Raw genomic sequence first — 18,863 nt, 5'->3', positions numbered from 1 at the left:
AACCATGAACGAAACCATTCAGGTCGGTGTAGTGATGGGCTCGAGCTCCGATTGGGAGACGATGCGCAACGCGGTCGAGATTCTCCAGCAATTCGGAATCAAGCACGAAGCGAAGGTGGTCTCGGCCCACCGGATGCCCGATGCGCTCTTCGCGTACGCCGAAAGCGCCGCCGGGCGCGGGCTCACCGCCATCATCGCGGGCGCGGGCGGCGCGGCGCATCTGCCGGGCATGCTGGCCTCGAAGACCACCGTGCCGGTGCTCGGCGTGCCGGTGGCCAGCCGCCACCTGCAGGGGGTCGATTCGCTCTACAGCATCGTGCAGATGCCCAAGGGCGTTCCGGTGGCGACCTTTGCCATTGGCAATGCGGGAGCGGCCAACGCGGCGCTGTTCGCCGTGGCGATGCTGGCGGTGAACGACTCGGCGCTGCGTGCCCGGCTCGACGCCTTCCGCACCGCGCAAACCGCCGCGGCCGAGGCCATGACGCTGCCGCCGCCTCCCGCGGCGGAGGCGGGCGCCGTCTCGCCTTTTTCGCCGCAAGGCGGGGGTGCCCTGTGAGCAAGAACGACCTTCCCATTCTTCCCGGCGCCACGCTGGGTGTGCTCGGCGGCGGCCAACTGGGCCGCATGTTCGCCCACGCCGCCCAGCGCATGGGCTACTTCACGGCGGTGCTCGACCCCGACGCCGACAGCCCGGCCGGCCGCGTGAGCCATCACCACATCCATACCGACTACGCCGACGTAGACGGCCTTGCGCGGCTCGCGGGCCTGGCCGATGCGGTGACGACGGAGTTCGAGAACGTGCCCGCGCCGTCGCTCGACAAGCTGTCCGTCGCCCGCCCGGTAGCGCCCGACGCGGCCGCCATTGCCATCGCGCAGGACCGCATTGCCGAAAAGGCCCATTTCACGCGCTGCGGCGTGGCCTGCGCGCCGTATGCCGTCATCGAAACGGCGGCGCAGCTGGCCGCCGGCGACGACGGGCTGCTGCCGGGCATTCTGAAGACCGCCCGCCTCGGCTACGACGGCAAGGGCCAGCAGCGCGTTTCCACCCGGGCCGAGCTGATCGACGCCTGGCAGGCCGCGGGCTGCGTGCCGTGCGTGCTCGAAAAGTTGTTGCCGCTCGAATTCGAATGCTCGGTAATCGTGGCGCGCGGCCGCGACGGGCAGATCGTGCACTTTCCGCCCCAGCGCAACCTGCACCGGGGCGGCATCCTGGCCGTGACCGAGGTGCATGCGCAGAACATGCCCAAGACCGTGGCGCAGGCCGCCATCAACTCGGCAAAGAGCATTGCCACGGGGCTCAACTACGTGGGCGTGCTGTGCGTCGAGTTCTTCGTGCTGACCGACGGCTCGCTGGTGGTGAACGAAATGGCGCCTCGGCCGCACAACAGCGGCCACTACACCATGGAAGCCTGCGACGTGTCGCAGTTCGAACTGCAGGTGCGCACTCTGGCAGGCCTGCCGCTGGCCCCGCCGCGCCAGCACAGCCCGGCGGTCATGCTGAACCTGCTCGGCGATTTGTGGTTCACCGCCGAGGGCGGCGACAAGCCGGTGACGCCGCGCTGGAGCGACGTGCTCGCGCTGCCCGGCGCACACCTGCATCTCTACGGCAAGGTCGAACCGCGCCGCGGCCGCAAGATGGGCCACCTGACCTTCACCGGTGCCACGCTCGAAAGCGTGCGCGCCGCGGCATCGCAAGCCGCCACCCTGCTCGGCCTGCCGGCGCTCACGGCGGCCGACTTCGCATGATTCTCGACGGCCAGTCTCCCCAGGCCATTGCCGAGGCCGCGCGCGTGCTGCGCGCGGGCGGGCTGGTCGCATTCCCGACCGAAACCGTTTACGGCCTGGGCGCCGATGCCACCAGCGACATGGCGGTGGCCGGCATCTTCAAGGCCAAGGGGAGGCCTTCGGACCATCCGCTGATCGTTCATGTGGCGGCGGGCATCAAGGGCACCGAGGCGCTGTCGCGCTTCGCGCAGCCGCTTCCGCCCTTCGCGCAGAAGCTGGTGCAGGCCTTCTGGCCCGGCCCGCTGACGCTGATTGTCACGCGCCAGCCCGGCGTCGCGGCCGCGGCGGCGGGCGGGCAGGACACCATCGGCTTGCGCTGCCCCTCGCATCCGGTGGCGCAGGCGCTGCTCGAAGCCTGTGCCGAACAGGGCGTTCCCGGCCTTGCCGGGCCCAGCGCCAACCGGTTCGGCCGCGTGAGCCCGACCACCGCGCAGCATGTGTTCGACGAATTCGGCGATTCGCTGCCGGTGGTCGATGGCGGCGCCTGCGAGGTGGGCATTGAATCGACCATCATCGACTGCAGCCGCGGCGCGCCCGTGCTGCTGCGGCCGGGCCTGATCACGCGCGCGCAGGTCGAGGCGGCGCTCGGCGAACGCCTGAGCGACCGAGAGGTGCTCGAAACGCCAGACCCGCGCGCTCCGGGCACGCTGGAGGCGCACTACGCCCCAAATGCCAAGCTGCGATTGATGGACGCCAAGGCCATCCAGACCGGCCTCGACGTGCTCGGCGCGGGCGCCGCGAACATCGCGGTGTGGACACGCACCGGAGTGCGCAGCCATTCGCAGCGCGTGCTGCAGCGGCGCATGCCCGACGACGCGGCGGCCAGCGCGCACCAGCTCTTCGCGGTGCTGCGCGAGTTCGACGCGCAGGGCGTCAAGCTGATCTGGGTCGAGACCCCGCCGGACACGCCCGAATGGGAAGGCGTACGCGACCGCCTTCAACGAGCGTCGATGGGCTAACCAAGGGCTAGCCGCCGGCGGCCAGCACGCCCTGGAAGAAGCCGCGCGCTGAAGCCAGGCAGAACGGCGGCGCCAGCGTGCCGTGATAGGCCAGGGTGACCGCTCGCGCCTTGTCGGCGTCACTGCCCGGACTGTTCTGAGCCAGGGTGCTCTTGGCTTGCGCAAAGCCCGCGCGGGCAGCGGAATAGGCATCGGTGGTGGCGTTGTCTTCAAGGTCGACCACGGTCAGCGCGGCGGCGGGCATGCCGCGGGCGCGGAAGTAGCCGGCGGTTGCGCGAGTGCTCAGGAAGTTGACGGTCGGGTCGTTGGCGCCGCCGCACATGAGCACCGGCCGGGTCGGCAGCCAGTTGCGCAGATCGTTGGCGCGCGCCGCCTTTCTAAAGCCCACGGCCGGCCGGCAATCGAGCGGAGAAGTCGTGCTGAGCGAGGCGGCCGTGGGGGGCAGCGCGTTGCCGGGGCAGGGGTTCGCCTGGATGTCGCTGGCCGCCTGCGTCAGGTAGCTCTGGCGGATCAGGTTGTTGGCGCCATAGAAGATCGACAGGTCGGGGCTCACCGGCCCCGGCGTGGCGCCCGCCGGAAAGAGCGCCAGCTGCGGCAGCTTTCCATTGGCAAAAAGCGTGGTGATCGGCGTCAGGCTCGGCAGCAGGGTGTCGATGCCGGCGGCGTATTGCGATTCGTAGATGTCGCTGGTGCTTCCGTACACGTCGCCGAACTGCTGCTGCCAGCTGGCAGAGAGCAGCGGCACGAAGAGCGTGCTGCCCAGCGCCGGCCAGCCCTGGAAGGTGTAGTCCGCCAGCAGGCCGATGGCCGATGGAGCCGAAAGCGGCGCCGAAGCGGTCACCGCCTTGCCCGTGGCCTGCATCTCGCGGTGCGCCGCCATGGCCACGTAGCCGCCCTGCGAATAGCCGGTGATCAGCAGCGATCCCGCATCGGTCACGTTGATGCCCGAGAAGGTCTTGCGCGCCGCGGTGAGCGCATCGACCATGTCCTTGCCTTGCTGGTCGCCGTTCAGGTACGGGTGATAGGGCAGCGTCGACTTGTCGTAGCCCGCGTAGTTGGGTGCCACCACGAGGTAGCCCTGCGCCGCGAACATGGCGGCAACCAAAAGGCCTTCGCCCGCCGCGGGCTGGCCGGCTTCGGTCCACTTGGCCATGTTGAAGTTGCGCGCGGCGGTGGTGCCGTGGGCATACAGGACCACCGGCCGCGCGCCGTTGCAGGCCACGTCCGCGCCCGAGGGCACCATGACCGCGGCCGTGGCGTTGGTGGCTTCGTTCTTGCCGCCGATGGTGCGGTATTCGAGATAGCGCGTTTCGATGCCGCACTTGGGCGTGCCGGTCACCTGAAGCAGCGCCCTGCCCGAAGCATCGGCCTCGAGCAGCGACCTGAACTGGTCGGCGGTCAACTTCGACGCCTGTTCAGGCGGGTTCGTGACGACAGACCCCCGGCCTGTATCCGCCGTGGGCGGGGGAAGGCCGATCCCGATGCCGCCTCCGCCACCACCGCCGCCTCCTCCGCCACAGGCCGCCAGCAGCATCGCGGCGCCCGCGAGCGCCGCCGATGCCGCCCTTCTTTGCATCGAGAGGCGGGAAGATGGTTGCGGTGTCTTCAAGGCGTTTCTCCTGTGTTGCACGGGGGTCGAATCGAACGGGCGTCCGATTCTGTGCAGCGCCCCTGCCACGCGCAAGCGGCTATCACCTACAGAAGTTTTCAGTACACGGTGCGGCAGGCAGGCGACCAGGCGCCTAGTTGTCCTGGTAAGCCCAGTCGACCAGCGCATCGAACGCCGCGCGCGCCGCACCCGCGTTCTCGCCGTTGGCAATGGCCACCAGCACGTAGCGCCGCCCGCTCGCGCCATGCACGTAGCCGGCCACGCCCGAAGAGTCGCGCAGCGTGCCGGTCTTCAGGTGCGCCGCGCCGCCCGAGCGCAGGGCGCGCCGCCTGAGCGTGCCGTCCACGCCCGAGGCGGGCAGCGACGACACCAGCTCCGGCATGACCGGCGAGCGCCACGCCACCTGCAGCATCTTGCCGAGCGCTGCGGCGCTGATGCGCTCTTCGCGCGACAGGCCCGAGCCGTTGTCGAACACCGGCTGCCCCTCGCCCGTGCCGATGCGGTCGCGCCACCACTGGCCCAGCGCGTTGCGCGAAGCCTCGAACGTGCCGCGGTTCTTCTGTGTGAGGCCGAGCGTGAGGAACACCTGCTGCGCCATCACGTTGTTGCTGTACTTGTTGATGTCGCGGATCACCTCCGCCAGCGGCGGCGAGCCGAACTCGAACACCGGCTTCAGGCCCGGCGGTACCCGGCCGTCGCGCATCTGCCCGCCGACGCGGCCGCCCATCTCGGCCCACATGCCGCCAATGGCGCGCAGGCCGTAGGTGCGCGGGTCGGCATAGGCCACGGCCCAGCTTTTCTCGCCGCAGGCCGCCGGAAGGCCGCCGTTGAAGCGGATGCGGTTGGGGTCGCTGAAGTCGGGCCGGATTGCCGTGCGCCAGTCGCCGCATTCGCCGGGCGCCAGCGCAATCGTGGGCTGCATGGAAACACTGGCGAGCGGGGGCTCGTAGTTGATGCGCGCCAGCTGCCCGCCGCGTTCGGGCGTGAAGGTCATGTTGACCGACTTGAAGTTGACCAGCAGCGCGTCGGGCGAAGCGTTGTAGGGCCGCAGCGGCTCGCCGTCGAAGGCGGCCGGGTCGTTCTCGGCCGTGTTCTCGAAGGTGCTGCGGTCGAGCACGATGTCGCCGCTCACGGTGGTAATGCCCAGGCCCTGCACGCGGCGCAGCAGCAGCCACACGCGTTCCAGCACCAGCTTGGGATCGCCCTGGCCCTTGATGTAAAGGTTGCCATTGAGCACGCCGTTGCTCACCGTGCCGTCGACGTAGACCGGCGTGTTCCAGCTGTAGGCCGGGCCGAGCAGGTCGAGCGCCGCGTAGGTGGTCACCACCTTCATGATCGATGCGGGGTTCACCGGCACCTGCGAACGCCAGGCCAGGCGCGGCGGGCGCACGCCGTCGGCGTCGGCCACCAGCATGGTTACCGAATCGCGCGGTACCTTGGCGCGCGCGAGGGCCGTCTCTACTTCGGTTGGAAAAGCTTGCTGCGCGTAGGCGCCGGAGGCGAAAAGCGTAACGAGGGACAGCGCGCCAACGGGCCGGAGGAAGGAGAGACGAGGAAGAACCATCGGCCGATTATCTCGGCGGAAAAACATGCAGCTGTGCGTGGTACAGCAGCATGACCGTCTTGGCATCGGCAATGCGCCCGTCCGCCACCATGGCCAGCGCCTCGCCGATGCCGAGTTCGAGCACCTCGATGTCCTCGCCCTCGTCGGCCAGGCCGCCGCCGTTGCCCACGCGCATCGAAGGCTCGTACTCGGCAATGAAGAAGTGCAGCTTCTCGGTCACCGAGCCCGGGCTCATGAAGGCTTCGAGGATCTTCTGCACCGCGCCGAGCCGGTAGCCCAGTTCTTCTTCCACCTCGGCGCGAATGCGTTCCTCGGGCGCCGCGTTGTCCAGCAGGCCGGCGGCCGCTTCGATCAACAGGTCGTCGTGGCCGTTGACGAACGCGGGGTAGCGGAACTGCCGCGTCAGCAGCACCGTGCGCCGCGCCAGGTTGTAGGGCAGCAGCGTGGCGCCGTTGCCCCGGTCATAGGTTTCGCGGTGCATGCGCTGCCACTTGCCGTCGTTGCGCCGCCAGTCGAAGGCAGTGGTCTTCAGCGTGTACCAGTTGTCTGAAAGCAGGGTGGCTTCGTGCACCCGAACGCGGTCTTGAAGGGTCATGGCCCAAAGCTTATGCGTAAATTCGTGCATAAACAAGAAAATTCGTGCAATTTTCGATCTCGCCGGATACGATCGGACGATGCTCACCCGTCAGCGCAAACAACACATCCTCTCGGTCCTGCAGCGCGACGGCAATGTCGTCGCGAAGTCGCTCAGCGAGGAGCTCGCGCTGTCCGAAGACACCATTCGCCGCGACCTGCGCGAGCTTGCCGCCGAGGGCCTGCTGCAGCGCGTCCACGGCGGTGCGCTGCCGCTCGCCAGGGCCGAGGCCGACTTTGCGGGCCGCCTGCAGCTCGCAACCGCCGAGAAGGTGGCCATCGGCCGCGCCGCCGCACGCATGGTGCGGCCGGGCCAGGTGGTGTTCATCGACGGCGGCACCACGGCCGTGCAAATGGCGCGGCACCTGCCCGAAAGCCTGCGTGCCTCCGTGGTGACGCACAGCCCCTCGGTGGCGGTCGAATTGGCCGGGCACTCCGGCATTGAGGTGGTGCTGATCGGCGGGCGGCTTTTCAGGCATTCGATGGTGGCGGTGGGCGCCGCGGCCATGGACGCCATCTCGCGCATCCATGCCGACACCTTCTTCATGGGCGTGACCGGCGTGCAGGCCGAGGCCGGGCTGACCACCGGCGATGACGAGGAGGCCGCGATCAAGCGCGCGCTGATGGCGGCTGCTGCCGAGACGGTGGTGCTGGCCTCTTCGGAAAAAATCGGTGCCGCCTCGGCCTGGGTGATCAACCCGGTTTCCGCCGCCACCAGCCTCCTGGTGTCGCCGGAGGCGCCGGCCCCGGCGCTGGGGGCGCTGCGCAAGGCGGGGCTGGCCATCTTGCGCAGCGACGGCGGCTGATTCGCCCCTGGCCGGCGGGGCGACGGCGGGCCCTCGATAATCGGGGAATGCCTGCCACGCCCCGTTTTTCGCCCCGCACGCTCGGCATCGGCGCGGCCGTGGTCACCGTGCTGGTCTGGACCGCCTTCATCGTCATCGCCCGGGCCTCGGCCGGCCGTTCGCTCACGCCATTCGACCTGGCCCTGGCGCGCATCTGCGGCGCCAGCATGGTGCTGGTTCCGTGGGGGGCGTGGCTGGTCATGAAGAGCCGCCGCGAGCAACAGGGAGGCACGGCCTCCTCGCTGTTCGGGCTTTCGCCTCTTTCTTTGCGGGTGACCGCCACCGCCGGCGTCTTCGGCGGCCTCGCCTACGCCATGCTCGCGTACAGCGGCTTCTTCTTTGCGCCCGCGGGCCATGCCGCGGTGCTGATGCCGGGCAGCCTGCCGCTGTGGACCACGCTGCTCGCCGCCCTGGTGCTGCGCGACCGCATCACGCCGGCCCGCGCTTTCGGCTTGGCGCTGATCGTTGCCGGCGACCTCATGGTCGGCGGGCGCAGCCTGCTGCACGCCTTCGAGGGCGGCGAGGTCTGGAAGGGCGACCTGCTTTTCATGGGCGCGGCCTTCTGCTGGGCCTGCTACAGCGTGGTGGCACGCCGCCATGGGCTCGACGCGGTGCGCGCGACCATCGCCATCACCGTGTTCGCGCTGCTGACCTATGTGCCGGTGTACAGCCTGCTGGTGGCGGGCGGCGCGGTCGTGAGCCACATCGGCTCCGCGCCGTGGGGCGAGGTGGCGTTCCAGATGCTGTTCCAGGGCATTGGCTCGGTGGTGATCTCGGGCATTACCTTCACGAAGATGATTCAATATTTCGGGCCCGTGCGCAGCACCATGATCACTGCGCTGGTGCCCGGCCTCTCGGCCTTCGGCGCGGTGATCTGGCTCGACGAGCCGTTGTACTGGAACCTGGTTGCCGGCCTGCTGCTGGTGACCGCCGGCATCCTGTTCGGCGTGCAGAAAGCCGCTGCGGGCCGCGCAGCCGCAGTGCCCGCGATTCCGGCCGCCGCAGCCATGGGGCGCCGCGATGCATAAGCTCCTGGCCTTCGACACCAGTACCGAACACCTGTCGGTAGCGGTGCGCCACGGCGAGCGCCTTTTCACGCACAGCGGCGCCGGCGGCGCGCAGGCGTCGAGCACGCTGATTCCGCTCATCCTGCAATTGCTGGCCGAGGCCGGGCTCGAACTGGCCGCGCTCGACGCCATTGCCTTCGGCCGCGGGCCGGGTTCCTTCACGGGCTTGCGCACCGCCTGCTCGGTGGCGCAGGGCCTGGCCTTCGGCTCCGGTGTGCGGTTGCTGCCAGTCGACACGCTGCTGGCCGTGGCCGAGGAAGCGCGCCATGCCTTCGGCGCCCGCCAGGTGGTTGCGGTGCTCGATGCGCGCATGGACCAGCTCTATGCCGCCCGCTACGACTTCGAAGGCGGGGGCGAACTCGGTGCGTTGCAAGGCCGGGACGACGAGCCGCTGCTGCTGGCCCCCGAGGCGCTCGAAGTGCCCGCCGGATGGGCGCTCGCCGGCAACGCCTTTACCGCCTACGGCCCGCGCCTGGCGCCCGCCGCGGCGCGCCACGAGGTGCTGCCGACCGCCACCGCCATGCTCCGGCTCGCACCGGCACTGCTGGCCGCCGGGCGCACGGTGGATGCGGCACATGCCTGGCCGCTCTATGTTCGCGATAAAGTGGCGCAAACCACGGAAGAGCGTGCCGCCATCAAAGCGGCCGCGGTTGCGATTTCACCGGTGACCAACCCATGAGTGCCGTTCTTCAGCCCGTCGAAGCCCGACTCGAACCGCTCACCATCGAGCGGCTCGAGGCTGTGTGCGCGGTGGAGCAGACGGCCTACAGCCATCCCTGGACACGCGGGAACTTCATCGATTCCATGGCCGTTGGCTACCACTGCCAGTGCCTGCTCGCGCCGGTGTCGCTGCCGAACCTGGCCACGCCGGTTACCAGCCTCGGCGAAACGCTGATCGGCTATTACGTCGCCATGAAAGGCGTCGACGAGGTGCATCTGCTCAATATCACCGTGGCGCCGGCTTTCCAGCGCCAGGGCTGGGCGCCGTTGATGCTCGAGGCGCTGACCGGGTGGTCGCGCGGCGAAGGCGCGCAGTGGCTGTGGCTCGAGGTGCGCGAAAGCAACCAGCGCGCGCTCGACATCTATGTGCGCCAGGGTTTCCGCAGCGTCGGCGTGCGCAAGGGCTACTACCCGGCGCACGAAGGCAAGCGCGAAGACGCCGTCGTCATGAGCCTGAGATTGAACGAAACAGGCTCCGCCTGGGGAGCCCTGCGATGAGTGCGGTACAGACATTGAAGCTCGATGCGCGCCAGCGCGCGATGCTCGACGAGATGGGGGTGAAGGTCTGGTGGCCGATGCCCGAGGTCGTCGAGGCGGCCCCCGTCGTTGCAGCGGCGCAAGCAGTGACGGCGGAGCCGCCGCCTGCCGATGCACGCGAGCCGTACGCCGCCGAAACGCCGGTGGTGCCCATGGCCCCGCCTGCGCATGCACCGGCCGCGCGGCCCGCCATGGCACAGCCGCCGGCGGCACGCCCAGTTGCTGCAGCACCGCTCGCCCATGGCGCCGCCGTGCTGGTCGAAATGCCGCGCCGCCTGTACGCCGACGCCGGAACCGGACCGGCCCAAGGCGGCTGGCTGGTCGTGGCCGACATGCCGCCCGAGGCCGACGGTCGCCACGGAGAGCCCTTTGCGGGTGACGCCGGCAAGCTGCTCGACAACATGCTGCGCGCCCTCAAGCTGCATGATGGCAAGACGCCGGTGCACCTGATGCGAACGCACCGCGGCGTGGCCGCCGGCCAGCCCGGCAGCCCGCGTCCCATGGCCGAGGCTTTCGAGGAACATGCCGCCGCGCTGGCGCCCAGCATGGTGCTCGCCATGGGGCCGCTGGCCGCCCAAAGCCTGATGCAAAGCACCGACCCGCTCGGCAAGCTGCGCGGCCGCGTCGTGCCGCTGCACTCGGTCAACGGCGTGCCGGTGGTGGCCACTTACCACCCGGCGTACCTGCTGCGAAACCCCGCCGACAAGGCGCGCGCCTGGGCCGACCTGTGCCTGGCGGCCGACCAGCAAACGCCGTCGAATTAAGCGGCGGCCCGCGGGTCCTTAAAATCGGGCCCCATGACTTTCCTCGACAAGCTGGCCGCCGCACAGCAAAAAAACGGTTCGTTGCTCTGCGTGGGGCTCGATCCGGAGCCAGCCAAGTTCCCGGGGCAACTCAAGGGCGACGCCAGCCGCATCTATGACTTCTGCGCGCGCATCGTCGATGCGACCGCCGACCTGGTCATCGCCTTCAAGCCGCAGATTGCCTATTTCGCGGCCCACCGCGCCGAAGCCCAGCTGGAGCAACTGATGGAACACATGCGCCGCAATGCGCCCCATGTGCCCGTCATCCTGGACGCCAAGCGCGGCGACATCGGCTCCACCGCCGAGCAGTACGCCATCGAGGCCTTCGAGCGCTATGGCGCCGATGCGGTAACGCTGTCGCCCTTCATGGGCTTCGACTCGGTGGCGCCGTACCTCAAGCACGAGGGCAAGGGCGCCTTCCTGCTGTGCCGAACCAGCAACCCCGGTGGCTCCGACCTGCAGGGCCAGCGCCTGGCGGACATCGAGGGCCAGCCCTTCCTCTACGAGCACGTTGCCAAGCTCGCGCAAGGCCCGTGGAACCTCAATGGGCAGCTCGGCCTCGTGGTGGGCGCCACCTACCCGGCCGAGATCGAACGCGTGCGCGAACTCGCGCCCACGGTGCCGCTGCTGATTCCGGGCGTCGGCGCCCAGGGCGGCGATGCGGTGGCCACGGTGCGCGCGGGCTGGCGCGCCGATGCACCGATCATCGTGAACTCGTCGCGCGCCATCATCTACGCCTCGTCGGGCGACGACTTTGCGACCGCGGCGAAGAACGCCGCACGCACCACGCGCGATGCACTCGAAGCCGCAAAGCCCTGAACCTTAAGGTTCAGGCTCTGCGAAGGCGTGTAAAGGCTTCGAACTCCCAGTTCCGCATGCCCAGCAGCAGCGTGTAGCCCTCCCGGTCCTTGGCCGAGAGCTTCTGGTCCGTCTGGTGCTGCTGCGCGAAGTCTTGCGCCACGCGCTGCAGGCGCTCCAAAAACGCGGGCGCCAATGAGCGGCTGATCTGCCCGTGCACCAGCAGCAGCCCCTCGGCCGGGCCGTCGAAGCCGCCCGCGTAATAGTCGAGCACCACGTTCTCGCGAAAGAACTCCATCACCGGGCCGTGCGGCCGCCAACGGAAGGTCTTGGCAAGCTTCAGCCGGTAGCGGTTCAGCGGCCGCAGCTCGATGATGCCGATTCGGTCCAGCTGCGCCAGGCAGCCGATGCACTCGGCCTCGCTGATCCGGTAGGCCGCCACGATCTGCTCCAGCGTCCACTGGCTCAGCACGCTGATGGCCACCAGCAGCAGCTTCTTGTCCTTGACCACCGCCCTTTCCTGCTCCTGCGTGAGCTCCTTCAACAGCGGCTGCGCGTCGGCAACGCGGCGGGCCAGCTCGGCAAAGTCGATCTTGAGCGCGCGGCAGATCGCGTCGACGCGCGACAGCGGCATGTCGCTCTTGGCCAGCATGCGCTTGACGCTGGATTCCGCCATGTCGAGCGACCGCGCCAGGTCCGCATAGGTCATGCGGGCGCTCTTGAGCTCGTTCTTGAGGGCTTGGACAAGGTCGACGGTGGTGCTCATGAAAGGTGGCTTGTGCGAAGAGGGGTATCGAAAAAGGATACCGAAAGGTGTGAATTAATGCCTCGTATCGATTCTCGATGCCTCCAGAGAGACTGGCAACTAAATTCCGCGGCTCGTACCACCCAACCAACGAGGCCCGCCATGTTCCTGCCCACTCTCAGCCGCCGCGAACGCGGGCTGCTCTTCACCTTTGCGCTGCTTGCGCTGGTGGCTCTGTTCGGCCCCGCGCTGCCCGCGGCCGACGTGGCAATTGCCTCGGTGTTTGCCGACAACCGCACCTGGCACGGCCTGCCCAATGCGATGGACGTGCTGAGCAACCTGCCTTTCCTGCTGATCGGCTGCTGGGGCCTGTACCGGCTCAACCGGATCGACCGGGCCCATCAACAGGCGCTGGCGCAATTTCCGCTGGTACCGCCAGCCAGCGATCCGCCGGACAACACGTTGGACTGCGCCTGGCTGTTCTTCGCCGGACTGATCGCCACCGCGGCGGGCTCGGCCTTCTATCACCTGCTGCCGGACGCACCCCGCCTTGCGGCCGACCGCGCCGGCATGGCCGTGGCTTTTGCGGGGCTGATCGGCATTGCGGTCTGCGAGCGCGTGAGCCAGCGTGCCGGCTGGCCTGCGGCCTGGTTCGTGCTGACGACGGGGTTGCTTGCGGCCGAGGTGGTCCAGGAGACCGGCAACGTCCTGCCCTGGGCCCTCGTTCAGTTCGGCGGCATGGCGCTGGTGCTGACGCTCGCGCTGGCTACGCCGATGCGCGGCGCGGTCGGCCTCAAGCTGGGCTGGGTGATCTTCTTCTACGCGGTGGCCAAGGCTTTCGAGCTGGCGGACCACCAGATCTATGAAGCGTCCGGGCAACTGATTTCCGGCCACAGCCTCAAGCACCTGGTGGCGGCGCTGGCGGGCCTGCCGGTACTGGCGGCGCTCAGGAAGCTCGACGTGAGCTGGCGCGGCACCCTGCTGCGGCACAATCCCGACGCAGCCGCCCTGACGGCCTGAGGATGACCTGGACTCGCCCCCAGTCTTCGCGCACTTCGTGTCGCTGCGCCAACCCCCTACCGGGGGCAACACCTGCGGCCCGGCAGAGCCGGTTCCGCGGTGTTCCACGAAGAAGCGGGGACAGTGTGTAGATAACAAGAGGAGATGTTCCGAATGACAACCCCCGCCGCTGCTGCGACTGCCGCCACCGCGCCCCACGAGGCGAACGCGCACGCCAACCAGTTCGCGCTTCTCAAGCAGCGGCGCTTCGCGCCGTTCTTCTGGACGCAGTTCGCGGGCGCGGCGAACGACAACCTCTTCAAGTTCGCCTTCACCGTCATGGTGACCTACCAGCTGCAGCTGAGCTGGATGCCGCCAGCCATGGCGGGCCTGGTGATCGGGGCGCTGTTCATCCTGCCGTTTCTGCTGTTCTCCGCCACGGCGGGGCAGCTCACCGACAAGTTCGACAAGACGAAGATCATCCGCTTCGTGAAGAACTTCGAAATCGCGATCATGCTGATTGCGACCTGGGGCTTCATGCGCGCGGATGCGGTGGTGCTGCTGGGCTGCGTGTTCCTCATGGGCCTGCATTCCACGCTGTTCGGGCCGGTCAAGTTCGCCTACCTGCCGCAGGTGCTCGACTCGCGCGAGCTCACGGGCGGCAACGGCATGGTCGAGATGGGCACCTTCGTCGCCATCCTGCTCGGGCAGGTGGCGGGCGGGTTGCTGGTGGCGTTGCCGCAAATCGGCCACGCCACGGTGGCGGCGGCCTGCGTGCTGCTGGCACTGGTGGGGCGCGGCGTGGCGCAGGCCATTCCGCAGGCACCGGCCACCGACCCGGGGCTGGTGATCAACTGGAATCCGTTCAGCGAGACGTGGCGCAACCTCAAGCTCGCGCACGGCAACATCGTGGTGTTCCGCTCGCTGCTGGGCATTTCGTGGATGTGGTTTTTCGGCGCGGTCTTTCTGAGCCAGTTCCCCAGCTTTGCGAAGGAGGTGCTGCACGGCGACGAGCAGGTGGCCTCGCTGCTGCTGGTGGTGTTCTCGGTGGGCATTGGCGTGGGCTCGCTGCTGTGCGAAACGCTGAGCCGCCGGCAGGTCGAAATCGGCCTGGTGCCGCTGGGCGCCATCGGCATGAGCGTGTTTGCCATCGATCTGTACTTTGCATCGCGCGGTCTGCCGCCCGCACCCGCGGCGGCGGGTGCTCTTGCCGCCTCGGCGGTCATGGGGCTCGGCGCCTTTGTGAGCCAGGCCGCGCACTGGCGCGTGATGGCCGACCTGGCGCTGCTGTCGCTCTTTGCGGGGCTGTACAGCGTGCCGATGTACGCGCTGATCCAGCTGCGTAGCCAGCCCACGCACCGCGCGCGGATCATTGCGGCCAACAACATCCTCAACGCGCTGTTCATGATCGGAAGTTCGGTGCTCGCGGGCGCATTGCTCGGCACCGGCTTCACCATTCCGCAGATCTTCCTGTTCACCGGCATTGCCAACGCGGTGGTGGCGTTCTACATCTTCATGCTGGTGCCCGAGTACCTGCTGCGCTTCATCGCGTGGATGCTGTCGCACTTCGTCTACCGCTTCGAGATCAAGGGCGACGAGCACATTCCGACCGAAGGCGCGGCGGTGCTGGTGTGCAACCACGTGAGCTTCATCGATGCCATCCTGCTGATGGCGGCGAGCCCGCGGCCCATCCGCTTCATCATGGACCACCGGATCTTCAAGGTGCCGGTGCTCGGCTGGCTGTTCAAGCTGGCCAAGGCCATTCCGATTGCGTCGCAGAAGGAAGACCCCGCCGCCTATGAAGCCGCCTTTGCCCGCGCACTGCAGGTGCTGCGCGAGGGCGACCTGCTGGCGATCTTTCCCGAAGGCGCCATCACCCGCGACGGCCAGCTGCAGCCGTTCAAGGGTGGCGTGATGAAGATCATCGAAAGCGCGCGCGCCGAAGGCATCGAGCCGCCGGTGATTCCCATGGCGCTGACCAACCTCTGGGGCTCGTACTTCAGCCGCATCGAATTGCGCGGCGGCCAGAACGTGGCCATGGCCAAACCGTTTCGCCGCGGCTTCTTCAGCCGCGTGGGGCTGAACGTCGGCCCCGCGGTGCCGCCGCTCGAAGTGCAGCCCGAGGCGCTGCAGCAGCGCGTGAGCGGATTGCTGGCAGCCTGACGCCCGGAGGCACGGCTCGCCGGCGCGAAAGGCGCCGAAAAGTATCTTTCCGGGATACCAGTAGCGGCTCAAACCAGAACTGGTCGAAGCATTTGATCCTCGCGGAGCGGGGGCGAACCATCATTCGCCCACCTTCACTACGCCGCGAGGCATTCATGCAAACCATCTCATCCTCCACCGTTTCGATCCAGCGCGATACGCGGGCCTGGCAGCTGCAGGTCTGGGCCTCTTTCGCAGTCGCCGTGTTCCTGTGCGCCACCGGCTTGAGCTGGCTGCCGGGCGAGGCGCTGGACCGTGCGTTCATGGTGATGGGCTATGTGTTCTGCCTGAGCACCGCCTTCATGCTCGCCAAGTTCATCCGCGACAACCAGCACGCGGACGCCGGCGGCAGCGCAAGCCGCGACGTGCCGATGTGGCGCCTGGTGGTCTGGGGCAGCTTCTTCACGGCCATGGGCCTGACCGGCTGGGGCCTGGTGCGCATGGAGATCAACGATGCCTACAAGGCCTTCCTGGGCGTGAGCTGGCTGTTCCTGATCAGCTCGGCCTTTACGCTGGCCAAGACGCTGCGCGACCGCCACGAAGCCGACCTTGTCGAAGCGCGCCTGCAAGGCCGCCGTGCCGCCCGCCAGGAAGCGGCCGCCGTCGGCTCGGCCGAATGAGCGCCGCTCTCTCGCCTTGCTTTGACCTACGCCTCAACCAACGAAAGACCGTCATGAAAAAGTCGATTGCTGCTCTTCTTGTCGCTGCCTGCACCGCGTTCGCCGGCGCCGCGCTTCCCCTTCATGCCCAGGCCCAGAACCACGCTTCCGAGGCCTCGGCCGCGCTCTCGCTGCTGCCGGTGGCGTCGGTGGTGGGAGCCGCATCCGCCGTGGGAGCTTCCGCCACGGCGGTAGTCGCGGTGCCGGCCGCGCTCTCGGTGGGCGGCTCGGTGCTCACCGTGGTGGCGGTCGAGGCTTCGGCCGACGGCACCGTCTATGTGCTGGAGCGCGCTTCGGATGGCGCGCGCGCCAGCGTCAAGGTCATGGGCCGCGCCGCGAACGGCGTGTCCGCCTCGGTCGGCACGGGCGTGCTGGTCAGCGTGATCGGCACCGGCATCGTGTTGTCGGCTGCGGGCGAGGTGCTGGCCTTTGTGCCCAACGCCATCGGCCGCGCGCTGTTGCACAACGAGAGGCTGTCATGAAACGCGCTCTCGTCCAGGCGCTCTTTCCGGCGCTCCTGGCGCTTGCAACGGCCCTGCCGCTGCAAGCGCAGGCCGGCCGTTCCTGCGAGCAGGCCAAGCCGACCGCCGAGTTGATCGTCAAGGGCATGCAGTTGGCCGAGCGCACCTCGGAGCAGCTGGATGCGAGCGGCGCCCGAGTCGTGCTGCTGGCCCGGGCCGGGCAAGATCTGGGCAAGTACGGCCTACGCTATTCGCACCTGGGCATCGCCTACAAGACCGAGCAAGGCCCGTGGCGCGTGGTGCACAAGCTCAACCAGTGCGGCACGGCCGTGGCCGCGGTCTACCGGCAGGGGCTTGGCGAGTTCTTTCTTGACGACCTCTGGCGCTACGAGGCGGCCTGGGTGGTGCCGACTCCGCAGGTGCAGGCGCAGTTGCTGGCCGCGCTGCAAGAGCCGCCGCCCCGCATCGTGCGGCTGAACGTGGCGCCCTACAGCATCGTGAGCTACGTCTGGGGGCAGAAGTACCAGCAGTCGAACCAGTGGGCCGTCGAGACGCTGGCCGCGGCCATGGAGCCGGCCACCATCGGCAGCCGCGGGCAGGCGCAGGCGTGGATGCAGTTCAAAGGCTACGAACCGACGACACTGCGGCTCGGTCCGCTCACTCGCCTGGGCGGCCGCGTCGGGTCGGCCAACGTGGCCTTCGATGATCATCCGAACGACAAGCGGTTTGCGGACCGCATCGAAACGGTCACGGTCGATTCGGTGTTCGCATGGCTGCCGCGCGCGGGGCTGGGTGCGGCGCCGGTGGCTTTCAAGCTGTAGTTGCAACGGGAGCGTGCGCGCTTCAGAAGAAAAAAAGAGGAAAAAGAGAAATGAGCAAGTCATTGCGTCTGTCCGAGAAGTGGTTTCGCCGCGGCCTGTGGCTGGTGGCCCTGGTGTTCGCGAGTTTCCTGATCGGGCTTGGCGGCACTGTCGTGGGCGACCTGCCGCGGGTCGAGCGGGCGCTCGAACTCGACGACTTCATCGACCGCGCCGCGGCAGCGCCGTTGCGCGAGACGATCAAGGCGGCGGAAAAGACCGAACTGGCCGCGTCGCGGGAGCTAGAGCAGATCAGCCTGCAGCTCAGTGCCGCGCAGCAGGCCAGCGCCAACGCACGCGAAACCTTCGGCAACTGGATTGCCACCCGGCGTGCCACCGCGCAGCCCGACCAGGACCCGGAGCTCATCGCGCGCACCAAGGCGCTCGACGCGCTCAAGAACAAGGAAGACGCCGTGCAGCGCAAGGTGGATGCGCAGCACCAGATCGTGATCGACGCGCGGCAGGGCGAGCAGCGTGCCCGCGAATCGCTCGCGGTGCTGGAGCGCGACGCCCAGGACAAGCTGGACGCCGAGTACCGCCGCGTGGAACTGCGCGTGTTCGGCTACAGGCTTGCGCTCACGCTGCCCCTGCTGGCGGTGGCGGGCTGGCTGTTCGTGAAGAAGCGCAAGGGCACTTATTGGCCCTTTGTCTGGGGCTTCATCTTTTTTGCGCTGTTTGCTTTCTTCGTCGAGCTGGTGCCCTACATGCCGAGCTACGGCGGCTACGTGCGCTACGTGGTGGGCATTCTGGTCACGGTGCTCGTGGGGCGCTACGCCATCGTCGCGTTGAACCGCTACCTTGCCCGTCAGAAGCTGGCCGAGCAGCAGCCCGACCAGGTGCGGCGCGAAGAGCTCAGCTACGACACCGCACTCACACGGCTCGGCAAGAACGTGTGCCCCGGCTGCGAACGGCCGGTGGACCTGAAAAACAACGAGATCGATTTTTGCCCGCATTGCGGCATTGGCCTGTTCGACCATTGCGGCCAGTGCGAAACCCGCAAGAGCGCGTTCTCGAAGTTCTGCCATGCCTGCGGTACTTCCGCCGCGGCACGGGTGCCGCTCGCATCGGCCGCGGAGTCTGCGAATTCGTTCACATCCGGCGGGCCGGTTCAGCCTGCGGTGTAGCGGGAGCCCCGCAGGGCCGTGCTACAACGTCCGGCTGCGACACAACTGTTGCCGCAGGTTTTCAGTTCTCAACATTGACGGAGCACACGCATGAGCATTTTCGGCAGCATTCTTTCCAAGATCTTCCCCTCCGCGAACGCCGCCACCGCCCCTGCTGCTCCGGCAGCGCCGGCGCCCGCAGGCGCACCTGCCGCCGCGGCACCGCCGCCGGCAATCACGGTGGTGGACGTCGAGGCCCTGCTCGACGGCATGCCCGGCGCAAGCAGTCTGAACTGGCGCACTTCCATCGTCGACCTGATGAAGCTGCTGGGTCTGGACAGCAGCCTCGACGCGCGCAAGCAGCTCGCGGCCGAGCTCAGCTACGGTGCGGACACCAGCGACAGCGCCAAGATGAACATCTGGCTGCACCGCCAGGTCATGACCAAGCTGGCCGCCAACGGCGGCAAGGTGCCGGCCGAGTTGCGCGACTGATCGGTTCGCCCTCGATCCGCAAAAA

Annotated in this window: 20 protein-coding genes; 16 read left to right on the top strand and 4 right to left on the bottom strand. The window is 68.3% G+C overall.

Features of this window, described 5'->3' with window-relative positions; genetic code table 11:
• The first annotated feature begins 4 nt into the window (after positions 1–4).
• The 3 genes from purE to GOQ09_RS25020 are packed head-to-tail and all read left to right on the top strand — an operon-like array spanning position 5 to position 2,744.
• Positions 5–556, top strand: a complete 552-nt coding sequence (purE, locus tag GOQ09_RS25030; protein WP_157616348.1) for a 5-(carboxyamino)imidazole ribonucleotide mutase — start codon at positions 5–7, stop codon at positions 554–556.
• Entirely contained in the window at positions 553–1,746 is a 1,194-nt protein-coding gene (locus tag GOQ09_RS25025) for a 5-(carboxyamino)imidazole ribonucleotide synthase (protein WP_157616347.1), read from the top strand. The genes purE and GOQ09_RS25025 overlap by 4 nt, the downstream gene beginning before the upstream one ends.
• Positions 1,743–2,744, top strand: a complete 1,002-nt coding sequence (locus GOQ09_RS25020; RefSeq protein WP_157616346.1) for an L-threonylcarbamoyladenylate synthase — start codon at positions 1,743–1,745, stop codon at positions 2,742–2,744. The genes GOQ09_RS25025 and GOQ09_RS25020 overlap by 4 nt, the downstream gene beginning before the upstream one ends.
• Positions 2,745–2,751: 7 nt before the next feature.
• On the opposite strand, the gene GOQ09_RS25015 is transcribed toward GOQ09_RS25020, so the two are convergent.
• From GOQ09_RS25015 to GOQ09_RS25005, 3 genes are all read right to left on the bottom strand, one after another.
• Positions 2,752–4,320, bottom strand: coding sequence for an alpha/beta hydrolase family protein (locus GOQ09_RS25015; protein ID WP_157616841.1), 1,569 nt, complete (start codon positions 4,318–4,320; stop codon positions 2,752–2,754).
• A gap of 166 nt (positions 4,321–4,486) precedes the next feature.
• Positions 4,487–5,917, bottom strand: coding sequence for a D-alanyl-D-alanine carboxypeptidase/D-alanyl-D-alanine endopeptidase (gene dacB / locus GOQ09_RS25010; protein WP_157616345.1), 1,431 nt, complete (start codon positions 5,915–5,917; stop codon positions 4,487–4,489).
• A 7-nt stretch (positions 5,918–5,924) separates the two neighbouring features.
• Positions 5,925–6,512, bottom strand: a complete 588-nt coding sequence (locus tag GOQ09_RS25005) for a GDP-mannose pyrophosphatase (protein WP_157616344.1) — start codon at positions 6,510–6,512, stop codon at positions 5,925–5,927.
• A 79-nt stretch (positions 6,513–6,591) separates the two neighbouring features.
• Between GOQ09_RS25005 and GOQ09_RS25000 the strand changes: the two genes are divergently transcribed.
• From GOQ09_RS25000 to pyrF, 6 genes are read left to right on the top strand one after another with little or no spacing between them, the layout of a single operon-like run.
• On the top strand, positions 6,592–7,356 hold the full coding sequence (locus GOQ09_RS25000; RefSeq protein WP_157616343.1) for a DeoR/GlpR family DNA-binding transcription regulator: 765 nt from the start codon (positions 6,592–6,594) through the stop codon (positions 7,354–7,356).
• Between the two features lie 47 nt (positions 7,357–7,403).
• Complete coding sequence (locus GOQ09_RS24995; protein ID WP_157616342.1) at positions 7,404–8,423, top strand: DMT family transporter; 1,020 nt, start codon at positions 7,404–7,406, stop codon at positions 8,421–8,423.
• Positions 8,416–9,141 (top strand): tRNA (adenosine(37)-N6)-threonylcarbamoyltransferase complex dimerization subunit type 1 TsaB, encoded by a 726-nt coding sequence (gene tsaB, locus GOQ09_RS24990; protein WP_157616341.1) that lies wholly within the window; start codon positions 8,416–8,418, stop codon positions 9,139–9,141. The genes GOQ09_RS24995 and tsaB overlap by 8 nt, the downstream gene beginning before the upstream one ends.
• Entirely contained in the window at positions 9,138–9,680 is a 543-nt protein-coding gene (rimI, locus tag GOQ09_RS24985) for a ribosomal protein S18-alanine N-acetyltransferase (RefSeq protein WP_157616340.1), read from the top strand. Before tsaB ends, rimI begins: the two co-directional genes overlap by 4 nt.
• A complete protein-coding gene (locus tag GOQ09_RS24980) occupies positions 9,677–10,483 on the top strand; it encodes a uracil-DNA glycosylase family protein (RefSeq protein WP_157616339.1) in 807 nt (268 codons plus the stop codon). The genes rimI and GOQ09_RS24980 overlap by 4 nt, the downstream gene beginning before the upstream one ends.
• 33 nt (positions 10,484–10,516) lie before the next feature.
• Entirely contained in the window at positions 10,517–11,341 is an 825-nt protein-coding gene (gene pyrF, locus GOQ09_RS24975; protein ID WP_157616338.1) for an orotidine-5'-phosphate decarboxylase, read from the top strand.
• Between the two features lie 10 nt (positions 11,342–11,351).
• Here pyrF and GOQ09_RS24970 read toward each other — a convergent pair whose 3' ends face one another.
• The gene (locus GOQ09_RS24970; protein ID WP_157616337.1) at positions 11,352–12,086 is read right to left on the bottom strand and encodes a helix-turn-helix domain-containing protein; all 735 of its coding nucleotides are present in this window, start codon (positions 12,084–12,086) and stop codon (positions 11,352–11,354) included.
• 141 nt (positions 12,087–12,227) lie between these two features.
• On the opposite strand from GOQ09_RS24970, the gene GOQ09_RS24965 reads away from it, so the two are divergent.
• From GOQ09_RS24965 to GOQ09_RS24935, 7 genes are all read left to right on the top strand, one after another.
• Complete coding sequence (locus tag GOQ09_RS24965) at positions 12,228–13,085, top strand: hypothetical protein (protein WP_157616336.1); 858 nt, start codon at positions 12,228–12,230, stop codon at positions 13,083–13,085.
• Between the two features lie 153 nt (positions 13,086–13,238).
• On the top strand, positions 13,239–15,227 hold the full coding sequence (locus GOQ09_RS24960) for an MFS transporter (RefSeq protein WP_157616335.1): 1,989 nt from the start codon (positions 13,239–13,241) through the stop codon (positions 15,225–15,227).
• A 155-nt stretch (positions 15,228–15,382) separates the two neighbouring features.
• Positions 15,383–15,886: a YiaA/YiaB family inner membrane protein gene (locus GOQ09_RS24955; RefSeq protein ID WP_157616334.1), complete on the top strand. Its 504-nt coding sequence runs from the start codon at positions 15,383–15,385 to the stop codon at positions 15,884–15,886.
• Positions 15,887–15,939: 53 nt separating this feature from the next.
• A complete protein-coding gene (locus tag GOQ09_RS24950) occupies positions 15,940–16,407 on the top strand; it encodes a hypothetical protein (RefSeq protein WP_157616333.1) in 468 nt (155 codons plus the stop codon).
• On the top strand, positions 16,404–17,207 hold the full coding sequence (locus GOQ09_RS24945; protein WP_157616332.1) for a DUF2145 domain-containing protein: 804 nt from the start codon (positions 16,404–16,406) through the stop codon (positions 17,205–17,207). Before GOQ09_RS24950 ends, GOQ09_RS24945 begins: the two co-directional genes overlap by 4 nt.
• A 50-nt stretch (positions 17,208–17,257) precedes the next feature.
• On the top strand, positions 17,258–18,367 hold the full coding sequence (locus GOQ09_RS24940) for a zinc ribbon domain-containing protein (protein WP_157616331.1): 1,110 nt from the start codon (positions 17,258–17,260) through the stop codon (positions 18,365–18,367).
• A 90-nt stretch (positions 18,368–18,457) separates the two neighbouring features.
• On the top strand, positions 18,458–18,838 hold the full coding sequence (locus GOQ09_RS24935; RefSeq protein WP_157616330.1) for a DUF3597 domain-containing protein: 381 nt from the start codon (positions 18,458–18,460) through the stop codon (positions 18,836–18,838).
• Positions 18,839–18,863: the final 25 nt, after the last annotated feature.

This window comes from Variovorax paradoxus, from assembly GCF_009755665.1.
Lineage (GTDB): Bacteria > Pseudomonadota > Gammaproteobacteria > Burkholderiales > Burkholderiaceae_C > Variovorax > Variovorax paradoxus_G.
The sequence above is the reverse complement of the archived record's forward strand: the minus strand, read 5'-3'. Positions and strand labels throughout refer to the sequence as shown.